The 19,482-nt window shown below is 40.9% G+C and carries 20 protein-coding genes; all 20 read left to right on the forward strand.

Going from position 1 to position 19,482, the window contains the following annotated elements:
* The first annotated feature begins 14 nt into the window (after window positions 1-14).
* The 20 genes from H5S41_RS02155 (at window position 15) to H5S41_RS02250 (ending at window position 19,480) form a co-directional block, all read left to right on the forward strand.
* Window positions 15-425, forward strand: a complete 411-nt coding sequence (locus tag H5S41_RS02155; RefSeq protein ID WP_182602047.1) for an ArpU family phage packaging/lysis transcriptional regulator — start codon at window positions 15-17, stop codon at window positions 423-425.
* A gap of 619 nt (window positions 426-1,044) precedes the next feature.
* On the forward strand, window positions 1,045-2,304 hold the full coding sequence (locus H5S41_RS02160) for a metallophosphoesterase (RefSeq protein WP_182602049.1): 1,260 nt from the start codon (window positions 1,045-1,047) through the stop codon (window positions 2,302-2,304).
* Between the two features lie 284 nt (window positions 2,305-2,588).
* Window positions 2,589-2,816, forward strand: a complete 228-nt coding sequence (locus H5S41_RS02165; RefSeq protein ID WP_182602051.1) for a hypothetical protein — start codon at window positions 2,589-2,591, stop codon at window positions 2,814-2,816.
* 3 nt (window positions 2,817-2,819) lie between these two features.
* The gene (locus H5S41_RS02170; protein WP_182602053.1) at window positions 2,820-3,092 is read left to right on the forward strand and encodes a hypothetical protein; all 273 of its coding nucleotides are present in this window, start codon (window positions 2,820-2,822) and stop codon (window positions 3,090-3,092) included.
* A complete protein-coding gene (locus H5S41_RS02175) occupies window positions 3,092-3,568 on the forward strand; it encodes a DUF8602 domain-containing protein (protein WP_182602055.1) in 477 nt (158 codons plus the stop codon). The genes H5S41_RS02170 and H5S41_RS02175 overlap by 1 nt, the downstream gene beginning before the upstream one ends.
* Window positions 3,561-3,707 (forward strand): hypothetical protein, encoded by a 147-nt coding sequence (locus H5S41_RS02180; RefSeq protein WP_182602063.1) that lies wholly within the window; start codon window positions 3,561-3,563, stop codon window positions 3,705-3,707. Before H5S41_RS02175 ends, H5S41_RS02180 begins: the two co-directional genes overlap by 8 nt.
* Before the next feature lie 258 nt (window positions 3,708-3,965).
* The gene (locus tag H5S41_RS02185) at window positions 3,966-4,523 is read left to right on the forward strand and encodes a P27 family phage terminase small subunit (RefSeq protein ID WP_182602065.1); all 558 of its coding nucleotides are present in this window, start codon (window positions 3,966-3,968) and stop codon (window positions 4,521-4,523) included.
* A gap of 16 nt (window positions 4,524-4,539) precedes the next feature.
* Entirely contained in the window at window positions 4,540-6,468 is a 1,929-nt protein-coding gene (locus tag H5S41_RS02190) for a terminase TerL endonuclease subunit (RefSeq protein WP_182602067.1), read from the forward strand.
* Between the two features lie 24 nt (window positions 6,469-6,492).
* Window positions 6,493-7,746 carry a phage portal protein gene (locus H5S41_RS02195; protein ID WP_182602069.1) on the forward strand — a complete coding sequence of 418 codons (1,254 nt, stop codon included), beginning with the start codon at window positions 6,493-6,495 and terminating at the stop codon, window positions 7,744-7,746.
* Window positions 7,718-9,694 (forward strand): HK97 family phage prohead protease, encoded by a 1,977-nt coding sequence (locus H5S41_RS02200; protein WP_182602071.1) that lies wholly within the window; start codon window positions 7,718-7,720, stop codon window positions 9,692-9,694. The genes H5S41_RS02195 and H5S41_RS02200 overlap by 29 nt, the downstream gene beginning before the upstream one ends.
* Window positions 9,695-9,725: 31 nt before the next feature.
* Complete coding sequence (locus H5S41_RS02205) at window positions 9,726-10,055, forward strand: head-tail connector protein (RefSeq protein ID WP_182602073.1); 330 nt, start codon at window positions 9,726-9,728, stop codon at window positions 10,053-10,055.
* Window positions 10,034-10,414, forward strand: coding sequence for a phage head closure protein (locus H5S41_RS02210; protein ID WP_182602075.1), 381 nt, complete (start codon window positions 10,034-10,036; stop codon window positions 10,412-10,414). Before H5S41_RS02205 ends, H5S41_RS02210 begins: the two co-directional genes overlap by 22 nt.
* Before the next feature lies 1 nt (window position 10,415).
* Window positions 10,416-10,871 carry a hypothetical protein gene (locus tag H5S41_RS02215; protein ID WP_182602077.1) on the forward strand — a complete coding sequence of 152 codons (456 nt, stop codon included), beginning with the start codon at window positions 10,416-10,418 and terminating at the stop codon, window positions 10,869-10,871.
* A 2-nt stretch (window positions 10,872-10,873) separates the two neighbouring features.
* Window positions 10,874-11,251: a DUF806 family protein gene (locus H5S41_RS02220; RefSeq protein ID WP_182602079.1), complete on the forward strand. Its 378-nt coding sequence runs from the start codon at window positions 10,874-10,876 to the stop codon at window positions 11,249-11,251.
* Between the two features lie 20 nt (window positions 11,252-11,271).
* Entirely contained in the window at window positions 11,272-11,874 is a 603-nt protein-coding gene (locus tag H5S41_RS02225) for a phage tail protein (RefSeq protein WP_182602081.1), read from the forward strand.
* An 88-nt stretch (window positions 11,875-11,962) separates the two neighbouring features.
* Window positions 11,963-12,343, forward strand: a complete 381-nt coding sequence (locus H5S41_RS02230) for a phage tail tube assembly chaperone (protein WP_182602083.1) — start codon at window positions 11,963-11,965, stop codon at window positions 12,341-12,343.
* 61 nt (window positions 12,344-12,404) lie between these two features.
* A complete protein-coding gene (locus H5S41_RS02235; protein ID WP_182602085.1) occupies window positions 12,405-12,587 on the forward strand; it encodes a hypothetical protein in 183 nt (60 codons plus the stop codon).
* Window positions 12,588-12,607: 20 nt separating this feature from the next.
* On the forward strand, window positions 12,608-16,204 hold the full coding sequence (locus H5S41_RS02240; RefSeq protein WP_182602087.1) for a tape measure protein: 3,597 nt from the start codon (window positions 12,608-12,610) through the stop codon (window positions 16,202-16,204).
* 21 nt (window positions 16,205-16,225) lie between these two features.
* Window positions 16,226-17,167 (forward strand): phage tail domain-containing protein, encoded by a 942-nt coding sequence (locus tag H5S41_RS02245; RefSeq protein WP_182602089.1) that lies wholly within the window; start codon window positions 16,226-16,228, stop codon window positions 17,165-17,167.
* 24 nt (window positions 17,168-17,191) lie between these two features.
* A complete protein-coding gene (locus H5S41_RS02250; protein ID WP_182602091.1) occupies window positions 17,192-19,480 on the forward strand; it encodes a phage tail protein in 2,289 nt (762 codons plus the stop codon).
* Window positions 19,481-19,482 lie beyond the last annotated feature (2 nt).

Genomic DNA, 19,482 nt, shown 5'->3' on the forward strand with positions numbered 1-19,482 from the left:
GATTGGTGAAAATTATGTTGGATGATAAGGAAATCAGTAAAGAAGTTGTAAAGTTCTTTGAGGTAGATGTTCCGCGTGAGCAAATGCTAGTACGCAGTGCTACCAGCATTACGAGCCCACAATTCGACGGTATGCCAAAGGCAGCAGGCAAGGGCAACGGATCAGAAAACAAGATGATCAGCTATACGGAAGCAAAACGGCACCTGGCAGCAATCAACACGGCTCTTGAGCTGATGGATCGGGACGAAGCCGACGTTTTGAACATGCTGATGATCAAGCACGAAACCGCAACAAAGGCAGCGCTTGAGTTGTGCTTGAGCAGGGCTTCAGTCTTTCGGCTACGCAAGCGTGCACTTGTTGACTTTGCCTATGCCTTCAACGGCGGGGAACTGCTCGACCGTCTGCATGACAAGGCTACAGCGTAACAATCAAATAAAACAGTGTGACGATCTCAAAAGAGACCGTCTTTTTTATTGTGTAAATTATAACTAAATATAATATAAATTTATTTATAAGCTTGCTAAAACTGCAAAAAGTTAGCTCAGACCTTTAACCCTTGATAATCAATGGATTACAAATCCCTTGCTAAAACATAAAAAACTTAGCTCATCTGTAATCCATTGATATTAAAGGCTTTACAAGTCGAATGAGCTAAGTAGGCTATTTTTTGCACAAAAGTATATATAGTAACTCTATATATAAAATAAGTTTTCTGCATTTTTTGCCTTAGTTAGCTCATACGCTTAGCAACGTCAATAATAACAGGCAATCTCGCATGAGCTAACTTATTTTGGTTAGCTCCAGTTTTAGTAAGCGTTACGGAAATCCAAGCGGGGCAAGCAATTTACCCATGAGCTAACTTTTGAGCGTCAATTTTGCGGCTAATTGATGAGATAAAGTTGAGACTAAATAGAGACTCACCGAACACCAGTTTGTGGTAGTATTATTATAGTGAAAGAATTATATAAATAGTGATGATATTAAGACAGGCCGAACGAACTAAGCTTGTCTTTTAATATTTTAAAGTAAAGGACTGTATAAATTATGAAGTATGATAACAATTTTTTAAATCGAATTAAGCAAGATCGACAAGATGGATTAACACAATCTGATTTAATGGAACGGTACAACCTGACACACACACAGATTAAGTACGTGTACCGGCTTTTACACAACCGCGACACCGACACGAACTCAAACAGTGATGATCAGTTTGAATTTGGAAGTGTAACCCGTAACAGTGACGGTTCGGTGGTAGCTAATAAGTTGATTTCATTAAATCAAGCCCAGAATTTATCTGACACTGATATTTTAACCATCTTTGGGTATGACCCTGATTCCTTTAAGCTTAACTCATTCAGTTATTCAGCTTGGGGTAAAGACAAGGAGACAGGTCAGCCGCTTGTATCAGCTAAAATTAAGATTTCGCCTGTTACTAACACGGTGACTACTAATGATTTTATCAACGTTATTAATAACCAAGTTGATCCGATTTCTCAACCTGATTTCCAACGTCAAACGGCTACACAATCAACAGATCAAAGCTTAGTTTTGCCACTTTTTGATATGCATTTTGGAATAACTGATCTTGAGGTTGCTTATACGTATTTATGTCACCTTGAAGATCTAATTAGTGACAAGCAATACAAAAATGTGGTGTTGATTTTCGGTGGTGATACATTCCACAGTGACTTTATGACCAAAACTCAAACAGCCAAGAATACACAGCTCGACCACGTAGACAACAAACAAGCCCTTCAAGATGCAACCGACTTCTTCGATGATCTTATTCGTATTGTTAACAGTCATGCTGACCATATCGACGTTCTGGCCGTTGGTGGAAACCACGACTTTGATAAGCAATATTTATTTATGTACGCCATGAGTATTAAATGGCAAAAGTTCGCCGATTTTCATTTGACGACTGAAACACGTCAATATTTCCAAATTGGCCACGTCATGCTTGCTATTTTGCATGGTGATCAAGCTCTTAATAAGATTGCTAACCTGATGTCAACCGAACAGCCACAAATGTGGGCTGATTGCACGTCACGTATTGCTTTGAGTGGTCATTTTCACAAGAATGTGATTAAGCAGGTGGCAAATAATGATGATGGCGTCATGTTGTATCAGTGCAGCACTATTAAGCCGAACGACAATTACGAACAAGACCGTGGATTCACCATGTCATGTCATAAGCTAGAAGTGTTCACCTTAAATGATCATCGTGTTACGAGTATTAACTATCTTTACAATGACCCACTAACTGAAACCGACACGTTAACTTTAGATGATGCTATTTAGCCGTCAGCATGGTTACAGCCTGCGCGTTTTCTTGCTGTAGCCATGATTTTAGCTAAATTTAGCTGGTTTTCACAACATTTTCTCCCTTCTATAATCTAATCAATAAAGCAGCGTTAGATATGACGTTGCTTTATGTCCGAATCAGTATGTATCAAGGCTTTTTTATACTCCTTTAGAGTAATATGCGGTCCTTTCTCCTTGATATTCTGAGTGCAACTCTCAGATCGGGCTTTTTTTGTTGTTGAACTAAAGGACGTACTAAATAACAAAGGAGTGATCACTGAATGAACAATAATCCAAACGTCAGTATTAACTTTAATTTATTCAACTTAGCTATTGTCTGCTCTTTGGTTCTAGCTGTAGTTAAGCTGGTAGGCTTAGCAAGTATCAGCTGGTTAATCGTATTTTTGCCGGTCATTGCAATTCTGGCGATTGATCTGTTAGCTTTGCTGGTATTCTTGGTAATCGCTCTTGTTATTTACTTAGTACATCGTAATAAGAAAGGAATGTAAATTATGGATAAGAAAGAATTATATAACTCAATTAATAACCATTTGGAATCTATCGACGACAGCCTGAAAACAATGGCTTGGGTAGAATCTGCTAACTTGTCAATGAATCGTGAAAATATGAAGAAGCTTAACGATACGACGTTAAAGATGATGTCTTCATTTAGTACTTTATCACGATCTGATGACAATTCAGACGACGATAAGAACGACGTACCAAAAGATGCGTTGGTTTACAGTAACGATATTAAGAGAGAAGGAAACGGGGATGAGTCATAATGCCGTTATTGCATGTTTGTAACTGGCGAGGATGCGATGAGATCATCCCTCAAAATCACAAATATTGTGATTACCATTACAGATTACATTTACAATCTCCAAGGTATCAAAATCATATTAAGAAATTACAAGCGGATAAACGTTACAACCAAACACGACGTGATCAAGAAGCCAACAGGTTTTACCACTCCAAGCGTTGGACTAGAACACGTGACGCTGTAAAGAACCGTGATCTTATGGTGTCTGGCGTGTCTGGTCAAATGCTGAATGATCATGATTATATTGTTGATCACATTATTAAACGTGATCTTTGTGATGATAAGTTTGATATGAATAATCTTTGGCTATTGTCACGAGCTGAGCATAATACAAAAACAAAGTTAGAACAAAAGCTTACAGATCAACAACTTAAGAACATGACAAAGACAGAATGGAGGCGTCTTATTAATATGAAGGCTGGTGATAGTAATGGATAGATCAACCGAAGAACAGTATCACCATAGTTTAAATATTCTATTTGAAAAGTATGAATTAGGTTTCATCTCATACGATGAATTAAAGCGGTGTTGTCACTGGGTTTTAGATGATCTTTGCGAATCGGTCGACTTGAAATAGCCGAATCGTCGTCTTCCTTACTCTCGCAAGGGATACAGCGATTTCTCTTTGCTTTGAAAAGCCTTTATTACCAAGGGTTTTCGCAATCCCGCGCCCGTATTGCCTTCTAGGAGAGCGCGCGATCAAGGAGGCTCCCGTGGAAGCGTGAGCAGTTATAAAAAATCGGCATATAAGGGGTCTCGAAAACCCTTGATATATAAGCATTTACAAATATTATGAAAAGCCTTGATACATAAGGCATTACGAGGAGGTGTTAATATGCCGCGCAAGGCAAAAATAACAACAGAAAAATCAGCTCGGGCATATCAACGTGCCCGAACCAACGAACTTAAAAAATACAACAAAGCACAGGATCCGATTTCGTCACAGTCTCCTGATTATTTATCAGGTGTGGCAGCCAAAGCTTACGCAACGATAGTCGAATCATTTTCCGGAATGGGAATACTAACAAAGGCCGATACGGATATAGTTGTGTTACTTGCTCAACAAATCCAGGTTAACCGTGATGCTTATACAGACATCTTCGGTGGGGATGGCAAAGACGCGGAAGGTACCAAGAAAGCCTATTATAAGGCAATCCAGAGTGTACAGACTGGAGAAGTGCTGGAACATCAGTTCGCCGGATGGAAGATCAACCCTTCAGTTTCAGCGTTAAAAAACAGCGCTACCATGATTAAGTCGTTATGTTCAGAATTGGGAATGACTCCAACTGCTCGGGCCAGCTTGTTACAACTAACAAAACCAGACGATGACGACAATTCGGGTAATTGGACAGACCAGAACAGCAACGTTAACAGTAATTACAGTAATTTTTAGAATCGAGGTGGATTGATTGAAAAAGTGGAATTTTACAGAGGATAAAACCAAAATCTTAGATGCATACTATGAAGAGTTACAAGCTGGTAATTATGATGATATTAAGCGTAAATATCGTGATCCGGCCACAGTGTACGCCTTCAAGGTGTTAGATGGTGACATGTTAACATCTCGATCAATCAAACTCGCCGCCTTTCGACATATTCAAGATCTACGACGTCAAAACGAAGATCCAGACTTTAAATATATTTATGATCTGAACCAATGCCGGTTAATCGTAAAGTTTGCCAGCCTATGCCCAGAGCCTAGCACTAATAAGCCGTTACCTCTTGACTTGTGGCAGTTAGCCATTCTTTGCCAGGTTGTCGGTTGGCGTAACCGCAATAATCCAGACCTTGCAAGGTTTACGGATATTATTATTTCGGTTGCAAGAACGAATGGAAAGACGTACCTTAGTAATATTTTGATTGCTTATTATTATCTCGTGTACGTTAACAAGAAATTTAATCAAGATCTCGGTTATGTTGCTACGACTGAAACCCAGGCAAAAAAAGGCTGGAGATACATCACATCGACGTTTAACCTGTTACGTAATTCACCGGCATTCAAACGATTATTTAAAAATCGGGTTATTGTTAACACCAAAACTCAGATAACAGATAATCATGAGAACTCACTTAATCAGCTTACACAAGGATCTCAGATGTTCGATGCCTACCACTTTAATGTATGTGTCATAGATGAAGCGGCTTCCGATAAGATCAGTGTTGAGATTGTCCGTGACAACAAAGATACAATCTCGTCAGGGATGACTCAAACGCACGGCCAGATAATCCAGATTTCAACTGCTTACCCTGATAGTAATAGTTATATGTACGGTGATGAAAAAATGAATTTTGCCGCCATGGAACAGGACTACGACCGGGCCTTAGATGATCATTTATGCCTAGTTTGGCAACAGGACAGCGCCGATGAAGTAAACCAGCCGGATACCTGGATTAAGTCAAACCCATTGATGGACTTAAACAAGGTTAAATATGAGACAATGAAAAGCTCGTTGTTATCTAACCGTGATTCGTTAATGAAGAAGGGCCAGTTGTCAGAATTTGAGAACAAGAACCTCAACATTTGGTTACAGGCTCGGGTCGATTCGTACTTGCCGTTAAAGGCAATAAACGGAGCAGTTAGCAAAAATCCGCCTGTTAATATTGAAGGTCGGGATGTTTATATAGGTTTAGATATTAGCCACGCCTCAGATGATACGGCCGTGGCTTTTGTTTTCCCATATCATGATAATTCAGATGGCAATGATAAATTTTATGTAAAGCAGCATTCATTCGTTCCACTTGCCCACAGTCAGGGAAATATTGGCATTAAGTCGGGTAAAGATGGTATTGATTATGCAGCTGCTGAAAAGTTGGGATATGCCGACATTATGAGACGTGGACGCGGATATATCAGTGATACAGCAGTATATAAGTACTTGCGTGATTTTGTCGATGAGCACAACTTAAACGTTAAATATGTATGTTATGACCCTTGGGACAAAAGCAATATGGTGCAGTATATCGTTCAGAAGTCAGACTGGAATATGCTTGAAGTTCGGCAAATGCCTTCTCAGCTTGATTCTCCAACACGATTCTTTCGGGAACAGCTGGACATTGGAAATATTATCATCGACGACGACCCAATTTTGCAATATTCGATGAAGAACGCAATTCTTAAATCAACTGTTGCTGGTGTGAAGATCGATAAGGCCTTGCAGACCTCAAAAATCGACTGCATGGACGCAATAATTGACTGTTTTTATATTGCTCAGGGTCAAATTGCCGGATTGTCAACCAATCTTAAAACTGATAATAAAAATCCATTGGCTAACATGTCGTCAGATGAGCAGGACGATTGGTTAAATGATTTTATAAAAATTAATGATACAAACTTTTAACAGTGAAAGGGGTGATAATCTAACATGTCAATTTTTTCAAAATTTCATAAACGCAATCTATCACTAAGTTCGGGCGGTTTATCGCCCTTTTTTGTTGCAGATGGTGGCCGGGTAATCGCCAGCCAAACGATCAACGCGTCAGATGCATTAACCAACTCTGATATTTTTGCTGTTGTTAGTCGGATAGCTTCAAACGTTGCCATGACGAGCTATAAAACCGACAACCCGTTAATTAATAAGGCAATCAAACAGCCGAGTCAATATATCAACGGTTATTCATTTTGGCAGAAAGTCGTTGTGCAGCTGCTATTAACAGGTAACGCTTACGTGTTAATTAATCGGGATGGTAATAATATTCCGAGATCATTTATTCAAGTCCCAGCCTCAAACGTGCAGATTAACCTATTATCAAAAGATGCAGGAGACCCCGTAGATGACATTGTATATACGATTACGCTCGACAGTGAGAACGGTAAGACGTTCACAGTTAGGAGTTCGGATGTACTTCATTTCCGCTGTTTAGTTTCTGGATTCGATGAGCAAACACGCGGATTTTGCGGGATTTCTCCTTTGGTTAGCTTGGCTCAAGAAGTCAGCATTCAAAACAACTCTAACCGGTTGGCCAATGCGTCACTTAGCCACGCAATCGCTCCAAGCTACGTTATTAAGCTACCTCAAAACCAAATTAAGGACGCGTTGAAGGAGAATTGGCGTAACCAAGTGGAAAAAATGACGTCAGGAGCAAACACAGGACGAGCTCTTGTTATGGATACAAGTATGGATCTCCAACCGTTGCAAGTTAACCCTAACATTGATTCATTGTTAAGTAATACACGATTCAGTCAGTCCCAAATTGCGAAAGCCTTTGGCATTCCTGATGAATACCTCAACGGCCAAGGTGACCAGCAAAGTTCTATTCAGATGATGAATAGCCTATATGTAAACGGTTTGGCGCCATACGTTAGCTCCCTAACGTCAGAAATGAGCGCAAAGTTTGGAGTTGACGTCAGAGCAGACTTTACAAACTTAGCCGATGTGGACCACAGCCAACTCATCAGCCAAATCTCAAGTTTAACCAGCAGCAAGAACCCCGTCATTCCTTCACGTTTGGCCGTTCGAATTCTTCGGAATAATGACGCTCTAGGTCTTGCTGATATTAGTGATGATGACATTGATTCTGATTTTAAGGCTAGTGAACAGGCCGGCACTTCATCGGTGGCGGCTAGTCCACCAACTAATAATAAAGAAGGTGATCAAGACGAAGAACAAGAAGATTAATATTCGCGCTTTACCTGTTAAGGAAAGCCAAATCCGTGCCGTTAACAATAACGACGGAAGTTATACCGTTAGTGGTTATGCCGTAGTGTTCAACCAACCAAGCCAACCCCTTCCGTTTATCGAGTATATCTCACGGGATGCCTTAAACGACGTTGATTTCAGCAAAACCTTATTATTGTATGCCCACGATTACAACAAGATTTTAGCTCGGGCAGATTCATCAAGTCTAAAAACTGAAATTGACGACAACGGGTTGAAGTTTACAGCTCAAATCCCCGACACGACCTTGGGTGTTGATACTTTTAAGAACATCCAGGCCGGGAATGTTAAAGGATGTAGCTTTGGTTTCACAATTGCTCAAGGTGGCGATCGTTGGGATACACGAGATGATGGAACAACTGTTCACTATGTCGACAAAATAGACACGGTAAGCGAGTTGACGTTAACTGCAATCCCAGCATATGAGGAAACCAGTGTAAGCGCACAGGTTAAGCGTGATTTAGAACAATATTTATTAAATAATAACAAGGAGGAACAAGATTTGAACTCAGAAAATAATTCAAACGTAGTACGTAGTTCAGCTGTTGCAAGTTCTGCAGCTTCAACTGCTACCAGTTCAGCTGCTTCATCGGCAACGTCAACAGCTGAAATTGATGAAATTGTAGCTTCAGCCGTTAGTGCTGCTGTTGCTGGTATTAAGACTGCTGTTAGTGCAGCATGTCATCCAGGAAGTGCGGCAAAGCGTGAAGATGTAGATGATTCAGATGTTGACGACACGGCGGATGATTCAGACATTGAAGACGATTCAAAAGGCAATCAATCATCCCCAGCGTCAACAGCAGCAAGCTCAGCCGTTGCTACCAGTGCAGCCGATAGCTCCAACACTAGCTCGGCTATTAGTTCAGCAACTCGACAAAATCAACAAGAAGATAACAAGGAGGAACATCGAGCAATGATTGATATTACACCAAAGAATAACAAGCGTGACGCCTTGACTGAAGCAGTTTTGGCCCACGATGAATATAAGCGTTCTGGATTTGTAACACCAAGTATTAATACACGTGATACACAACACGGTAACGTAACACTTAATAATCAAGGAAAGTTTTTCCTTCCTGAAAACATTTTAAAGGCATACCAAGAAGTACATCAATTCCCACGTCTTAACCAATATGTACACACTGAAAGTGTTAACTTGCCAAATGGTAAGGCAACATACTTCGACGAAAACGACCAAGTAGCACAAACTCGCGAAGAATTGTCAGAAGCTGCTAATTTTGATATGACTACAGCAAAGGGTGTTCCTTACGACGTCAAGGCCTACAGTTCAAAGATTCGGTTTAGTCGTGAACAAATCGCCGCTGGTCGTGGTGGAAACACTGATCTTATGCAAATTGCTCAAGGCCAAATGGCACAAATTCAAAATAACACAGATGATCATAACATTAGTAATATTTTGACGACTAACGCAGCTAATAAGATTACAGCTAGCGACGTAATCGCTGATATGAAGACGGTTCTCAACGTTAACTTACAGCCTAACGATTCAGAAGCTGCTCAAATCGTATTAACTCAATCAGCATTTAATGCTCTTGACCAGTTAAAGGACGCATTTGGACGCCCATTGCTTCAACCAGACCCAACTAAGAGCTCAAGTTATACGTTATTTGGCAAGCCTGTAATTAAGGTTGCTGATACGTTACTTGGTCAGAAGGTCGGCGACAAGCTTGCAGTTATCACTCCACTCAACAAGTCAGTTTATAAGTTCACGTTTGACAAGGTACAAGGCCAATTCATCGACAACTTCTCAAGCTTTGATGTAATTCTTGGTGTATTCTTCATGCAAGACATCGTGGCCGTTCGTCCAGACTTGATGAACTTAATTACTATCACTGATAAGAGTTTGTCAGCTTCAAATAATGTTGTAACTGCCGGGGCAGGCAAGTAATCATAATTACAAAATAAAGGAGATGTAAGTAATGGCTGATACAGATAACAGTGAGTCTATCTCACCTGTCAGCGTTAATGATATGTTGAATTATCTAAATCTTGACGACACGCCAGAGAATAATAATGTATTGGGTGGTTTGATTGATCAAGCGACGGATTTTATCAACAACAGCTTTAATAGCAAGAACCTCAGCGCCTCCCAGCTTAAGGCTGATAATACTTACATTTTAGCGGTTAAGGCGCTCGTTTCGAGTTTGTACTACGACCGGGCAATGTCACAAGGAGTTCCAGCTGGTGTGCAAATGTGTATCACAGTGTTACAGGGGAGGTATGATGAATGGCCAGACAAACAAGACTAGAAGAGTGGCAACAATTCAAATACCCAGCCTATCAATTTAATCACGTAGCTCAGTTTGGCATTTCGGAAAGTCAACAGAATAAATTTACTGGTGTATCAACAGCGGAGTTTAAGCAGATCGCCAAGTTGCATTATGCAGTCCGTAACCAGACGATTTCGGATCGAGTCCAGGCTGCAGGTACTGCTTACCAAGATTCGGTTATGATTGTTATTCGTCATAATCGTGATCTTGCAAGTCGTGACGTGTTATATGTCAAAATCGACGACAAGCTTTACCGTGTTATCAACTACTCAGTTAATAACTCAACATATAACAGTGTTGATCTGTTGACTTTGTCAAGAGTAAAGAAGGTGTCTTAATATGTCTCGTCAGTTAGATTTATCAGATGGACTTAAGCAATGGCTTGACTCAGTCGAAAAGTCAACGGCCAAAATGAACTCGGCTGATCGTTACGCCGTTGAAGACGCTGGAGCAGAAGTATTTATGCAGCATTTGCGTGAAGTCACCAATGCCAAGCACAGAAGTACCCACAATGATGGAAAATATGGTCACGCTGCTGACAATATCAGCATGGCACATGATAAGGCCGGGAGCGGATATTTTGCAGATTCCGACCACGTCCGGGTTGGCTGGAAAAAACGCTATCACGCTATGAATATGATGAGAGTCAATGACGGGACGAAATCCATTGTCGGAGACCACTTTGTGACGAACCTACGAGAAGATCGCGCTGTCCAATCTGAAATGCTCAACGCTGAAAAACGTGAATTCAACAAGATTATCAATAAGAACCAATCAGACAAAGGGGATGATTAGCAATGTTAGCAGTTTTGGAAGCTCAGAATATGATCAATTCAGCTAATATTGCTGGTATTGACAATGTATATACATTTAACATCCCCTCGGAAATGGTTGAGAACGTTGATCAAACAATTGTGTTAATTACTGATGCAAACACCAATCCATCAATCTATGGCAACAATGATTTTAACGCATTGAGTCGTACCATTGAAATTCAAGTGTTCTACAAAAAAGATCTCGATATTGACCCTGAAACAATCGAAGTTAAACTATACAAACTCTTTACAAATGATTACTGGAACGTTGGTGAGAATCGAGGCCACACAATAGACCCCGACACACAACAAATCACAACAACATTTTACGTTAACAATTTAAAATTATTAAATAATTAATACAGGAGGAAATTAAAAATATGGCACAAGTTGGTATTAAAACAGCATATATCCGTGTTGGCGACCAAGTTTTGGAATTGGATCACTCATTTTTAGGCGTCAACAAGGCTGATGTTAAGGGAATTGAACCAAATGTCGGCGAAATCGACGGAAGTAACGAAACCCAAGCTTATTATTTTGAAGGAAGTGGAAAGTCCAGTATTGCCTTGACTGTCAACCAATTGGGCATGGAATGGATCGCAAAGATTACAGGTATGCAAAAGGCAGGCAGTGGCTCTTTGTTCGTACTCGGTGACCGTCCAGCAGACACTGGTATTGTAGTTGTTTCTCCAGAATTTGGCACTAATAAGGAAGCTGTTTTTGCTATGGACAAGGCAGCTGCAACCTACAGTTCAGCCAGTCTTTCAACTAACACCAGCTCAAAGACTAACGTCGTAGCCGACGTTATTACTTTCAACGGAATTTCATCAGACAAGCTCGGCGGAAAGTCAATCGGAATCGGTGAATATGACGATGGCTCTGCTGTTCTGCAAGAATTAGGTTGGGGCACCCCAACGAAGGGCAACGGTAATTATACAGATAACAGCTCTTCAGCAGCAGTTAAGCCAGGCGGCGGTCACTAATTATTATTAAATAATTTATATTCAGTAACGGAGCGACTCGTGAAATCCTCCGTTATTTTTTATTTTAAAACAAAGGAGATTATTAACGATGGAACGAGCAAAGTTACACATTGATGAATTAAACAAGACCTTTAAGATTAGTCATACCAATAAGAATATGCGGAAGAGTTACCAATTCCAGCTTACAATGGCTAAGCTTGGCCAACTTAATGATGTAGACGACGTCAACGAACAAATGAAGCAAGTCGCAGAATATTCTGATGTTTTGATTGACTTTCCGGCTGATGTTCTTAATTTGACCGACAAGCAAAAAGAAGCATTAGACGAAATGGAACAAGACAAGCTTCAGGAGCTAGACGTTACACTTGCTTTAAAGATCCAAGGAATGAGCAACACACAAATTGCCGACGTCATTGACAGTATGCGTGATAGTGAACACGGTGACGCAGATTCCAAAAGCGAAAAGTAGTTATGAGCGTAAATTAGAGCGTGACCGAATAGTCGACCGTCTGGAAGTGCAAATCCATAATATGGACTATGCGGCAAATCAAGCTATGATTAATTTGCATATTGATTTAAAAACGTATGATGAACAGGATTATTTTGATTTACAGCGTGTACTTTCGACTAATAAGCCAGCTGAAGAAATGCAGGACGCCGGCGATTTGGTACGTCGACTCGGTGGCAAATTTGGAAATGCAAAACTTAACTAATAAAGGGGTGATATTGAAAAATGGCACAAAATATTAATACAGTAATGGCAACGGATATTGCCCTCAATACATTACCAGCTAACCAGGCGTTAAGCGGTCTGCGTCGTGCTGTTGATGCAATCTCTAAATCATACGAAGCACAAGCTCGACAGGCTGAAAATGCAGGAAAAGTAGCTCAGGCCAACGCTTTACGTCACGAAGGACTGAGCCAAGCTATTGACAAGCAGACAAAGCTTGTTCACAACCTAGCAGATCAACAGGCCCACCTTGCCGAAGTTGCCCAAAACCAGGCCGGACAACTTAAAAATTTACGAGATCGTGAAAAAGAAGTTCGGAAAGAAATGTCCGCAGAAGCCGATGCAGTAGGCAAGACGTCAAACAAGTACAACGAGCTTAAAACGGCTCTGAAGAACCTTCAGCAAGAAGAACGTGAAGCCAAATATGCTCCGTCTAATCTTTTAAAGGTCAGTCGTCAACTTGAAAATGCAAAGATTAAGCTCACAGATCTACAGCGTGAAGATCAACGATACACGCCGACGATTGGCCAACGTATCAGCCAAAGTCTTGATCGAGCTAATCAGAAACTAGCAGAAAGTAAACATAACGTGGGAGGATTTAAGAGTGTTCTGATGGGCACATTTGCCGGACAGGCCTTAACAAGCGCGGCTTCTGGTGCTTGGAACGCGATTAAAGGCGGTATTGCAGCCGCAACACAAGCCGGAATAAACTTTACCAAGCAAAACCAGGTTATGATGGCGACCTGGCAAACCTTGACCGGAACGAAAACCGGGGCAAAAGGTATGGTTGACGATATTACGACCGTCAGCAATAAGCTTGGCCAGCCTATCAAATTGACCGACGAACTGGAGCAACAGTTCTACCACGTCTTTAATAATCGGCAAGACTCAACCCAACTTACAGAGAGCTTTGAGACGATGGGCGATGCGATCGGCTTGACGTCCGACCGTCTCCAGCAGGTTGGCCAAGACTTCACACACATGATGAGTTCCTCAGTCCTACACTTAGGCGAACTTAACCAAATTCAGGACGCCTTCCCAATGTTTAGCGAGGCCTTGCTTAAATATGAACAACAAGTCCAGCACAACGGAAGTTTGACGATGAGCCAACTACGGCAGCAGATCTCAGCCGGTAAAATTCAGAGCCAAGATGCCGTTAATGTTATGAATCAATTGGGGCAAAAGTACCATAAGGCAAGTGAACACTTAATGTCAACGCTTCCTGGTATGGCCCGACAGATCAAATCCAAGCTGCAACAAGAGCTCGGAAACGCTATGGGTCCATTAATGAACTCAGCATCCCCTGTTTACAAGGCTGTTAGTAATTGGGTTAAGGACAAGAAGACTGATGACGAGTTTAAGCAATTAGGGCAAAAACTAAACACGTCAGTCCAAAATGTCTTAAAAGCCTACACAAACGGTGGCAATGCTTCCACTATCACTAACGGATTAAACCGTATGGTCCAAGGTATTGGAAATGCTATCCAGTCGGTAAGCCAGTTCTTAGTACGAAACCGGACAACAATTCAAGCGACATTTAGCCTTATTGGTAACGCTGGAAAGTTGGCCTTTGTTGTTATTAAACAATCAATCAAAGATGTTATCGGTTTCTTTAGTATGTTTACCAGATCATCTGGTAAATCGGGCAGCTCTTCACAGTCGATGGCCCAAAAAATACAAGGCTTATCTAATGCTTTGAAGGCATTAAGCAAGAACCAAGTTGCTATTAAAGTATTAGCCGGTATGTTGTCAAGCCTGTTTATGATTAACAAGGCAAGCCAATTTGCGTCCTTCATTCAGAAATTGGCAACCGGACCACTTGCAAAATTGATCGGCAAGTTGGTTAATATCCGCGACGCTTTCTCTAAGTTAGCAAGTGCTGCAAAGAAGAGCTGGTCTGTATTAAAGACCGTAGCAACTTTTAGCAAGTCTACTGCTGTTAAGTCCTTCACGTTACTTAAGACAGCAACGATTAAAACGGCCTCAGCCTTAAAATCTTTAGCTGTTGCAAGCAAAAGAGCAATGATGAACGGCATGCGTTCATTAGCTACGATGGCTAAAGGTGCTATGGTCAAAGCAATGGCGGCAATGGCTAAAGGTGTAAAACTTGCGGCTCAAGGCGTTCGGGCCTTTAATCTAGCTCTGAAGTCTAACCCAATTATTGCTGTTATTTCTCTTGTTGTGGCTCTAATTGGTGTATTTGTCGCACTTTACAAGCATAACGCAAAATTTAGAAACTTTGTCAATGGATTAGTATCAGCTGTTGTCAATATTGCTAAAAAGTTTATACAATACACTCCGCCATTTTTGATGATCACTATGTTTATGAAGTTATATAAACATAGTAAGACGTTCCGGAATTTTGTTAATGGCATTGTGAAGACTTGCAAAGACGTATTCACTGGACTCTTTAACTGGTTTAAAGAGAAGTTTGATTGGTTAAAGAAGAAAGGTAAAGAACTGTGGGATTCTATCAAACACCCATTTTCGGGCGGTTCTCAGCCTGCTTATGCTTCTGGTACCAGCGGAACGACTGAAGATCAAATCGCAATGGTTAACGATGCACGTAGCAAGCACTACCGTGAGGGCATGTTCTACAACGGCGTATTGATGCCGTTTCCTAACAAGCGTAACATTACAACGTTTTTACCAAAGGATGCGCAAGTAATCAACGGCGACGCAATGCATGAGCTGATGCATGGCAAGAAGAACATCCCTCATTATGCCGACGGTATCGGTATGCTTAATTCGTGGATTGCTGGTCAATCAAGCTATGCAGAAGGACAACGAAGCGCTGTATTTCAGGCGTTTTTAGCTAAGATTAATAAGCAATATTCAAAACTTCACGCTAAGTTCTTAAAAACAATTAAGAAGGCACGATTAGAAGAGTTCAAGATCCGCAAAAAAGAGGCTGAAGCTATTGCCAAAGCACACATGAAGTTCGTCGAGGCGATGTCAAAAGCTCGCTTAACACTAACGAAATCAATGCAAAAGGCAGCTCTTAAACCTACTGAAGATGCTAGAGATTCAGCACGTGATAAAGCACGTCAAACTTATGGTAACGCTGTAGTTCGTGCTCACTCTGCATACAGTAAGGATCTTGACGCAGAGAAAACCGCAATGGAAAAGGCAGTTGGTAAACAAGGTCACATTATTTTTACAGCTAATCTCAATTTAGACCGGCTCGCACGATGGCGTAATAATAATATTGCTCAATTCCAAAAAGCAAATGCAACTTATGCAAATGGTGGTATTGCTGATAAGCCAAGTATTTTCGGTGAAGCTGGTCCAGAGGCGGCAATTCCTCTAGATCAGATGCAGCAAGGAAACGCGTGGAGTCTGCTTCAGAGAGTCGTTGACTTTTACGCTGGTGGTAGTAACGGTGGAGCAATGCAAAGCGGACAATCCGCTGATAATGCTAAGCTGGACCAGCTTCACCGTGATCTTGCAGGCTTGACGTCATTATTGCGGCAGGTTGTATCTGGTCAAGGTGCACAAATCCAAGCCACAAAAGGAATTCAAGGCTATGACTCAACCAAAGCCGGCCAAGATGTAAGCAAGTATATTAATAATGCTTTTAACGCTGGATTAACAATGTAGAACACGAGGTGATAACAAATAATGAGACGAATTGATTTACTAGGTGGCCGCCGTAATAAGCGGCTAGTAGTTAGAATGTATCGGGATTGGCAAGGTCTCAACTCGTCAAACTCATGGTGGAAAAACCACGACGAGGCCACGATGACTAACGTAGAGAATATTTGCCCAGATCTTCATTTGTTAGATATTCAGACAAACCCAACTATTCAAAATACCTATGCACAAGACGCTGGAATTGACGGCTCACGTTTTGAATATAACAACCTAGCCAAAACAACAATTAAGCTCCGTTTTTGGCTGCATTGGTCAACTTATGACGACTACCTCGATAAAAAGCACGATATTCAGGCTTATTTTGCAGCAAAGGCCCGGTTCATCATTCAGACAAGCTATCACCCAGCATTGCACGCTGCTTGTTACACGTCAAAAGTTGATATGAACTTGCCCGAAGATCATGCCGATTTACACGATCTGGTTTTTGATGTTGAACTTGATAATGCCCTAGGAATGTGGTTCACAAACAATACAGACTGGATAGAAAAACATTGGGACAGTTATATGAACTCGGATTTGCGGTTGCCTAATAATGCAACAATTGATCAGCTGCACTGGAATTTGACAGCTGGAAGTAATAAAGTCTTCATCCCCGGGGATGTCATGCAACAAATGACCAACCCGGCAATGTCGACAACAATTACTGTTCACGGAGCAAGTTCAGGCGTTAAAATTTTTAATAAAACAAGTAACACTTGGCTAGAAGCACATAACGATAAAACCAGCAAAACTAATGTGCCAAGCTCCATAACGTGGTATAACCTTAATCTTTGTGATGGTGATGATCACCCAATTAATCAATGTAGTAACAGTCTTGATTTTTGGCTTGATCCAGGATGGAATGAGATTGTGCTTAGCAATGCTTCGAGCGCTTATATCAATACTAATTTTTACTTCACCAACTTCTAAAACAGAAAGGATGTTATATATTACATGTCAATTAGTAATCCAGAGAGTTTCGATTATCTTAAAGTTGCACAATACGACCCAAAAAACACAAAAAATCATTATATGAATGTTTACCCATTAACTGGTTGTGTTGATCGGTCGAGTGTTCATATTAAATATAATGATAATTCAGATTACAATATTAGTTTTAGTGTACATGACGACGGTTCGGCAGCATTTAAGGCGTTAGGCAACAAAGCACGAATTCTTGCAGGTGAACAGATCTTCGAAATATCAAACTTTAACACTTCGGTGAGTGGTATTGATAGTGCTTCTGTATCTGCTGATCAGTTGGCAAACGTAAACTTTAAGCGTGTCAACCAGCCACGTAAGATGATATACACTACTTCCGAAGGTGACAAAAAGAAAGAGAACGTTTCATATTTAACATTGAAACAACTGCTCAATTTCTTTAAACATGGAATTGACACGATGGGCTTTAAGTTCGTAGTGCATGGATGGTTTCCCAAGCGTGGAATTAAGGACGTTGGCCATTGGAACGGTAAGCAATTGTTAACAAAAATTACCGACATTTGGCCCGGAACAGTCGTAATTGGTTGGGGACATGAAATACACTTCTACGGATTCCAAAAATCACGTGGTAAAAATGGAGAACTTGTCAACGTTCGTGATATCGATACTGGGCAACGTTTCGATAATATGTATGACACAAAAGATATTAAGGTTGAACGTTCGATTACTCAAATGTGTAATGCGATTGAGGTTAAATCTGCAACATATCAAGTCAAGAACCAAACCGGCGGGGATGATTCAGACATTGTTATGCAAACACGCCCATATTTTGCGAACTTTTTAGCTGTATCTGAAAAATCTATTAAAGAGTATGGCTATTATATGGCTGATTCCATTCTTGACAACAATTTTACTAATAAAGCTGCTGCAATTGCCGCGGCTCGTGAAAAGATGGTAACTCGTCCTGTTGTTAGTGTCACGGCAACAGTCGATCACCCGGGAAAGACAGAAGCACAGCCTATACCTGGATTTAAGTATACCGTTGGGGTTTCAAATGATGATAATGTTTATCATGTTATTTTGCGTGGCTTTGATTGGTACCCGTTTGATCCTCAAAAAGGAGCAAACCTCACTCTTAATTCAGTAGATCCTGGAATTTTAGGAAATCTTAGAACTATCGTTATGCACGATTTGGAATTATCTCCAGCTATGACTGATTTTAAAGAGTTGACTAATGACGACTCAGGCGATGACAGTGACGATTCCGACGATTTGTCAGATGACGATTTGTCAGATGATCTTGACGATGATTCAGACGATGACGACTCAGATGATGACGGAGACGACGATTCAGACGACGACGGATTGGATGAAGAAGATACCGATGACACAACAGACCGGCCAGATGATGACGGAAACGGTGACGGAACACAGCCACAAAATGGACAACAGGGATCGGCTCAAGGTTTCTTCTTGTCAATTTCAGACCGCGGGACCAATGCATATATCAGCGATCATGGAAATATTGTTGTTAACAAAAATAACAATAAATGGCTTTTACGTGTTGCAGACGATGACGCTATGGCTCAACTTCGGGATCATAAGATAACTCCAGACTCAATAAACCAAAATCATTACGTTGACCGGCTAATGATGATTGATTACGACCACGGCTCATGGCTTCACGGAAAAAACACAAATCTAAATTCAAATTATCAAAATGCCGACTTTTATTTTTCACACGCTGGATTGACCGGATCGGGGATGTGGTGGACGCAAGCTGGACAGTTTACATTCAGAGCCAAAGTTCCAAATTCCGATTATAACGACGACGGAACAATTCACCACGTGGTAGATTCTTATAATGATGATGGCGTCGGTTTGTATGATGATACGAAAACTAATGGTAAAAATCCTGGTCATTTGGCGAGAGTTAACATGGGTCCGCTTTACGCTACCAGCACTCATAAACTTTCTAAGTTATCAACTAAGCAAGACGTGAAGCCGTTAGATGAAGACAAAGCCCTTAAAACAATTATGAATACTGATATTGCAACATATCGTTATAAGAAAGAGTATGACGATAAGCAAAATCCAGAAGCCAGTGTAATCATTGACGATGTCCACGATAATCCGCAATGGCGAACACCAGACGTTTTCAAAGACAAATCGGGCTCTTATCGTAACGATTCGGCATTGTTAGCCTACACAGTGAAGGCCGTTCAAGCATTAAGCCACAAAGTCGATAAATTGACAGAAGAAAACAACAAATTAAAGAAGCAGCTTAAGAGCAAATCTTAGCT

This window comes from Limosilactobacillus albertensis, from assembly GCF_014145555.1.
GTDB classification, from domain to species: domain Bacteria; phylum Bacillota; class Bacilli; order Lactobacillales; family Lactobacillaceae; genus Limosilactobacillus; species Limosilactobacillus albertensis.

Bases quoted from the DNA above. Each gene is read 5' to 3' on its own strand.
- H5S41_RS02175 (WP_182602055.1), top strand. From the start codon at position 3,092: ATGCCGTTATTGCATGTTTGTAACTGGCGAGGATGCGATGAGATCATC.
- H5S41_RS02235 (WP_182602085.1), top strand. From the start codon at position 12,405: ATGGACTATGCGGCAAATCAAGCTATGATTAATTTGCATATTGATTTA.
- H5S41_RS02170 (WP_182602053.1), top strand. From the start codon at position 2,820: ATGGATAAGAAAGAATTATATAACTCAATTAATAACCATTTGGAATCT.
- H5S41_RS02250 (WP_182602091.1), top strand. From the start codon at position 17,192: ATGTCAATTAGTAATCCAGAGAGTTTCGATTATCTTAAAGTTGCACAA.
- H5S41_RS02215 (WP_182602077.1), top strand. From the start codon at position 10,416: ATGTCTCGTCAGTTAGATTTATCAGATGGACTTAAGCAATGGCTTGAC.
- H5S41_RS02155 (WP_182602047.1), top strand. From the start codon at position 15: ATGTTGGATGATAAGGAAATCAGTAAAGAAGTTGTAAAGTTCTTTGAG.
- H5S41_RS02180 (WP_182602063.1), top strand. From the start codon at position 3,561: ATGGATAGATCAACCGAAGAACAGTATCACCATAGTTTAAATATTCTA.
- H5S41_RS02220 (WP_182602079.1), top strand. From the start codon at position 10,874: ATGTTAGCAGTTTTGGAAGCTCAGAATATGATCAATTCAGCTAATATT.
- H5S41_RS02225 (WP_182602081.1), top strand. From the start codon at position 11,272: ATGGCACAAGTTGGTATTAAAACAGCATATATCCGTGTTGGCGACCAA.
- H5S41_RS02245 (WP_182602089.1), top strand. From the start codon at position 16,226: ATGAGACGAATTGATTTACTAGGTGGCCGCCGTAATAAGCGGCTAGTA.
- H5S41_RS02160 (WP_182602049.1), top strand. From the start codon at position 1,045: ATGAAGTATGATAACAATTTTTTAAATCGAATTAAGCAAGATCGACAA.
- H5S41_RS02185 (WP_182602065.1), top strand. From the start codon at position 3,966: ATGCCGCGCAAGGCAAAAATAACAACAGAAAAATCAGCTCGGGCATAT.
- H5S41_RS02240 (WP_182602087.1), top strand. From the start codon at position 12,608: ATGGCACAAAATATTAATACAGTAATGGCAACGGATATTGCCCTCAAT.
- H5S41_RS02210 (WP_182602075.1), top strand. From the start codon at position 10,034: ATGGCCAGACAAACAAGACTAGAAGAGTGGCAACAATTCAAATACCCA.
- H5S41_RS02230 (WP_182602083.1), top strand. From the start codon at position 11,963: ATGGAACGAGCAAAGTTACACATTGATGAATTAAACAAGACCTTTAAG.
- H5S41_RS02205 (WP_182602073.1), top strand. From the start codon at position 9,726: ATGGCTGATACAGATAACAGTGAGTCTATCTCACCTGTCAGCGTTAAT.
- H5S41_RS02195 (WP_182602069.1), top strand. From the start codon at position 6,493: ATGTCAATTTTTTCAAAATTTCATAAACGCAATCTATCACTAAGTTCG.
- H5S41_RS02165 (WP_182602051.1), top strand. From the start codon at position 2,589: ATGAACAATAATCCAAACGTCAGTATTAACTTTAATTTATTCAACTTA.